This window comes from Empedobacter falsenii (genome assembly GCF_019308355.1).
Classification (GTDB): domain Bacteria; phylum Bacteroidota; class Bacteroidia; order Flavobacteriales; family Weeksellaceae; genus Empedobacter; species Empedobacter falsenii_B.
On record NZ_JAAGKM010000073.1, the window covers coordinates 1 to 6034 of the forward strand.

The 6034-nt window shown below is 33.6% G+C and carries 4 protein-coding genes; 3 read left to right on the forward strand and 1 reads right to left on the reverse strand.

Translation table 11 applies throughout. From position 1 onward, the window contains the following. Window positions 1–244 precede the first annotated feature (244 nt). Entirely contained in the window at window positions 245–1519 is a 1275-nt protein-coding gene (gene glyA, locus G0Q09_RS14480) for a serine hydroxymethyltransferase (RefSeq protein ID WP_219035413.1), read from the reverse strand. 452 nt (window positions 1520–1971) lie between these two features. Between glyA and G0Q09_RS14485 the strand changes: the two genes are divergently transcribed. The 3 genes from G0Q09_RS14485 to G0Q09_RS14495 all read left to right on the forward strand — a co-directional run bounded on the left by G0Q09_RS14485 (window position 1972) and on the right by G0Q09_RS14495 (window position 5590). Then, on the forward strand, window positions 1972–3030 hold the full coding sequence (locus G0Q09_RS14485; protein ID WP_257468291.1) for an anhydro-N-acetylmuramic acid kinase: 1059 nt from the start codon (window positions 1972–1974) through the stop codon (window positions 3028–3030). An 85-nt stretch (window positions 3031–3115) separates the two neighbouring features. Further along, window positions 3116–4273: a Na+/H+ antiporter NhaA gene (gene nhaA / locus G0Q09_RS14490; RefSeq protein ID WP_219035414.1), complete on the forward strand. Its 1158-nt coding sequence runs from the start codon at window positions 3116–3118 to the stop codon at window positions 4271–4273. 96 nt (window positions 4274–4369) lie between these two features. Next, window positions 4370–5590: a bifunctional folylpolyglutamate synthase/dihydrofolate synthase gene (locus G0Q09_RS14495; RefSeq protein WP_219035415.1), complete on the forward strand. Its 1221-nt coding sequence runs from the start codon at window positions 4370–4372 to the stop codon at window positions 5588–5590. The last annotated feature ends 444 nt before the right edge of the window (window positions 5591–6034 follow it).

Sequence of the window (6034 nt, forward strand, 5' to 3'; positions counted from 1 at the left end):
TTTGCCTTGATTTTGTTTTGATAAGATCTTGACGATCTGAACTTCTGTAAAATTGCTTTGTTTCATAATTATCCCTAAGTTAATAAACTATATTTTTAAACGTTCCGTTTTTTAGGGAAGATTACAATTTTACCTAAAACCTAAGGAGGTTTTAGGTAAAATGTCTCGACGTTTTATATCAAACAAAAAGTCCTAAGCAATGCTCAGGACTTTTCTATTGTTATAATCGAAACTTAGTTTCTACTTATTTCATTTGAAATAATGGGCGAGAAGACATAAACTCATTTACACGATCTGCAACTCCATCAATGATTTCTTCGTTATTAATATTCATTAATACTTCGTCAATCAAGTCAGCAACAGTTTGCATATCTGCTTCAACCAACCCACGAGTTGTTACAGCTGCCGTACCCAAACGAATCCCCGATGTAATGAAAGGAGATTTATCATCGAAAGGAACCATGTTTTTGTTACAAGTGATTTCTGCCAAAACTAAAGCGTTTTCTGCTTGTTTCCCAGAAATACCTTTGTTACGTAAGTCGATTAACATACAGTGATTATCTGTACCTCCAGAAACAATATCATAACCTTTTGCAACCAATGCCGCAGCCAAAGCCTTCGCATTCTTCACAACTTGTACAATATAGTCCATATAACCGTCAGATAAAGCCTCTTCAAAAGCAACAGCTTTAGACGCGATTACATGCTCTAAAGGTCCACCTTGTGTACCAGGGAACACTGCTCCGTTCAAGATTTGAGACATCATTTTCACTTCACCTTTAGGAGTTTTTGCTCCCCAAGGGTTCTCAAAATCTTTCCCCATCATAATGACTCCACCACGAGGACCACGTAAAGTTTTGTGAGTTGTCGTCGTTACGATATGACAATGAGGCATAGGATCGTTTAAGATTCCGCGGGCAATTAACCCAGCAGGATGCGAGATATCAGCCAATAACAAAGCACCAACTTCATCAGCTACCTCACGAAATTTAGCATAATCTATGTCTCTTGAGTATGCCGAAGCACCACAAATTATCATTTGAGGCTTCTCTTTACGAGCAGTTTCTGCCATAGCTTCGTAGTCAATTCTCCCCGTCTCTTTGTCCACTCCATAGAAAGAAGTTTGGTAAGTTAACCCAGAAAAGTTAACAGGAGAACCGTGAGTTAAGTGCCCACCGTGCGATAAATCGAATCCTAAGATCTTGTCTCCTGGCTTCAAACATGCTAAGTAAACAGCTGCATTTGCCTGAGATCCTGAGTGAGGTTGCACATTCGCATACTCTGCATTAAACAACGCTTTCAAACGATCAATTGCAATAGTTTCTACTTCGTCTACAACTTCGCAACCACCGTAGTAGCGCTTTCCAGGATAACCTTCTGCATATTTATTTGTCAAAACAGAACCCATCGCGCGCATTACGTTGTCCGAAACAAAGTTTTCTGATGCGATTAATTCAATTCCATTCAGTTGTCTTTCTTTTTCTTCTTCAATCAAATCGAAGATTACATCTTGTGCCATGTTTTGTTTGTATTAATTGTGTTTCAAATATAAGCTTTTATCATTAGAATTTCTAACTGATATATTCGCAATAACCTAAGAATTATCAAAACAATTTTTCTAATGATTTGGGCGTTCCCTTCGGGCGGGCTATTCGTTGCAATCTTTGCGTTGCAACTCCGCTATCGCTTCGTTTCACGCAAAGGATTTCTACTACTATCACTAACGCATCTAGAGTTATAAGTAATAAGTACTAAGTTTTTCAGTTTTTGTCATGCTGAATTTATATAAACTTTTGTATTTCTTAACCATAATCATAATATCCTGCTGAACTTTTTTCAGCATTACATCCAAATAAGAACTAAAGATTTATTATTTTAATCAAGGAAAAAATGAAGATAATTTTCTTAGTTATTGAAAATTTCTAATTTCTAAATTTACGAACTATCAAATTCTCTCATTAAATTTACAGCATGAAAAACCCTACTTTTTGCATTGGTTTAATGTCTGGAACTTCGTTAGATGGTTTGGATATTTGCTATGTCCGATTTGATGATAACCAACATTTCGAAATTTTACTTGCCGAAACTATAGATTATTCATCTGATTGGCGAAAAAAACTAACAGAAGCTTTTCAATATTCGGCAATAGATTTATGTCAATTAGATGTAGAGTTTGGTTATTTTCTTGGGGAGAAAGTAAAAGAATTTATTCATAAAAATAAGATTGGAAAAGTAGATTTTGTTGCATCTCACGGGCAAACTATTTTTCATCAACCGCAGAAATCATTCACTTTGCAAATAGGAAACGGTGCAGCAATAGCGTCGCGTTGTCAACAAAAAGTGGTGTGTGATTTCAGAACACAAGACGTTATTTTAGGAGGACAAGGAGCCCCTTTGGTTCCGATTGGAGACGAATTATTATTTTCTAACTATGATGCATGTTTAAACCTTGGAGGTTTTTCGAATATTTCGATGAATAGAAATGGAAAACGAATTGCGTTTGATATTTGTCCGATTAATATTGTTTTGAATCATTATGCCAAACAACTCGGGTTTGAATATGATAAAAATGGAGAATTAGCAGAACAAGGATATATTAATACTACATTAGTTGGAGAATTGAACCTTCTGAATTTTTATCATCAACCTTTCCCAAAATCATTAGGTTTTGAATGGGTAACGAATGAGTTTTTAACAATTGTTGATAAGTACGATATTCCTACCGAAGATAAACTGAGAAGTTGTGTGGAGCATTTCGTAATTCAAATTAAAAATACCTTTGCTTTATACGATATCAACAATGTGTTGATAACTGGAGGAGGAGTTCGAAATTCATTTTTTATCAATCGTTTACGAGAATTATCAACTGTTGAAATCATCATTCCAACTGATAATTTAATTGATTTTAAAGAAGCTTTAATTTTTGCATTTTTAGGATACAGAAAATTTACGAATCAAATTAATTGTTTAGCTTCAGTAACTGGTGCAAGCAAAGATCATTCTTCAGGAATTATCTATAATCCTATTTAAAGAATTTTGAATTAAATAATACCACCAGATTAAAATCCAATTATTTTAACTTGTGTATATTTACAGAAATTACAAATAAAAAAAGATGATTTCTAAACTATTTCAAAAATTTATTCATAGCCAAACTTCTGGCGGAATTACCTTAATTTTCTGTACACTATTTTCGTTAATTGTTGCCAATTCAATGTTTGCTGACTCTTACCAAGGTATTTGGCATTTGGATCTATTCGGGCATTCTTTTGCACATTGGATCAACGATGGATTAATGGCTATTTTCTTTTTCTTAATCGGATTAGAATTAAAACGTGAAATGCTAATTGGAGAACTTTCCAATGTGAAGAAAGCTATTTTGCCCATTTTTGCTGCAGTTGGAGGAATGTTAGTTCCTGCTGGAATTTTTGCTGCTTTGAATTATGGAACTGATACCATTAATGGATTTGGAATTCCAATGGCGACAGATATTGCATTTGCCGTTGCAGTGATTACAATGTTAGGGAAAAGAGTTCCAATGTCTTTAAAAGTGTTTTTAACGGCACTTGCAGTAATTGATGATTTAGGTGCTATTTTGGTGATTGCATTATTTTATCCTAATCCTGAGTTACCTTTTGACATTACTCAATTTGGGATTGCAATGGGTGTTTTAGCTTTATTATTTGGGTTAAATCGAATGAAAGTGAATTCAATCATACCTTATATAATTGGTGGAATTATTGTGTGGTGGTTTATGTTACACTCAGGAATACACGCAACAATTGCAGGTGTTTTAGTGGCTTTTACAATTCCTTTTAATAAAGTTCAATCCAAATCCCTTTGTGCTAAAGCAGAACACTTTTTACATTTACCAGTCGCCTTCATCATTTTACCATTATTCGCTTTAGCAAATACAGCAATTACTATTGATGGTGGAGGATTCTCCCATTTTAGTTTCCCGTTAGCAGCTGGAATTTTCTTAGGTTTAGTAGTAGGTAAACCAATTGGTGTAACCTTAGCGACTTTTATAGCTGTAAAATTGGGATTAAGTGAATTGCCAACAGCTGTAAACTTTAAACGTGTTTTTGGAGCAGGAATGTTAGCAGGAATTGGTTTTACAATGTCTATTTTCGTATCGATTTTGGCGTTTAAAGATCCTGATTATGTGAATGAAGCTAAATTAATGATTCTTGTAGCTTCGGTAGCTGCTGCAGTTTTTGGATTCTTTTATTTAAAAAGAACGTTAACGACTCGTCAGGATTATTCAGATTAATTGAACAAAATATTCATCATATCAAGTCGATTTTTTCTTCGGAAGAAATCGACTTTTATTTTATCCCTGCGTATCTTCGTATAAATTTTTGTACAAATGAGAACGTATCAAGAAACCATTGATTGGTTATTTTCTAATTTACCGATGTTTCAACGTGTAGGAGCAACTGCATTTAAAAAGGATTTAACGAATATTACTGAATTATGTGAATATTTAGGAAATCCTCAAAAGAAGTTTAAAACGATTCATATCGCAGGAACAAACGGTAAAGGAAGTACGTCTCATATGTTAGCTTCAATACTTCAAGAAGCGGGATACAAAACTGGTTTAACAACTTCACCACATTTAAAGGATTTTCGTGAACGTATGCGCATTAATGGTGTAATGGCGGATGAAGAATTTGTGATTGATTTTGTAGAAAAGCACGAAGATAAAATCATTAGCCAAGAAGCTTCTTTCTTCGAGATTGCAATTGCGATGTCTTTTGAATATTTTGCTCAACAAAATGTTGATATTGCTGTAATCGAAACAGGGTTAGGAGGACGATTAGATTCTACGAATATTATTTTACCAGAACTTTCGGTGATTACGAATATAGCGTTGGAACATACCCAATTTTTAGGTGATACGTTGGAGAAAATTGCTTTTGAAAAAGGTGGAATTATCAAGTCTAATACTCCAGTTGTTATTGGTGAAACGACACAAGAAACAAAAAAGGTTTTTACTGAATTAGCGTTAGAAAGAAATTCGAACATAATTTTTGCTGAAGAAAAACACTTTCAAGATTTACCTTCTGATTTATTGGGTTCTTATCAGGTCAAGAATCGTAGAACAGTTTTAACTTCTATCGAGCAATTACAAAATCAAGGTTGGGAAATTTCTGATGAAAATATTAAGAATGGATTATTAAATGTTGTAAAGAATACCAATTTAAGAGGACGTTGGGATATTCTTGGAAATAATCCGTTAATCGTAGCAGATACAGCACATAATCCGCACGGACTATTGGAAATTGCTAATCAAATCAAAGCACAATCGTACGAAAAATTACACTTGGTTTTAGGGTTTGTGAATGATAAAGACGTTAAAGAAAGTTTATCTTTCTTTCCTAAAGACGCAACCTATTACTTTTGTGCACCAGATGTTCCAAGAAAATTACTAATTAATGAATTAAAATTAGTCGTTCCATCAGATTTAGAAAACGTAAAATATTTCGAAACGGTTGCTGAAGCGATGGAAGCTGCTAAAAAATCGGCATCGAGTAATGATATGATTTATGCGGGTGGAAGTACTTTTGTTGTAGCTGGGGTTATTTAATTCTAGAGTATAAATAAAAGATTGATTAGCATAACAACGATAACAATAATTACTATCAACTAAAAAAGGAGAACATGAAGTTCTCCTTTTTTAGTTCTGTCACTCCTATTTTATAAAAGAGCTTCTTTATAGAAACTTAATTATGATGTCATACTAAACTTGTTTCAACATTGCATCTATTATATATTAACTATATTGAATAATCCATTCTCGCTTTGCGACAATCTCCCGAGTAGTTAACTATAAAGTATCCGTTTTTCTTTTCTTTTTGGTAAGAAAAGCAAAACGTCTAATCATTTTCTGCGTTAAAAACGGGTTTTTCTCGTCAAAAATCTAATATCTCACATCTCAAATCTAAAATTCTCAAAAAATATTTTCCATTGTACCAGCGACTTAAGGAAAGAATGTAAAATAAATGTAAATTATGTTTGGAAAAACAAATAA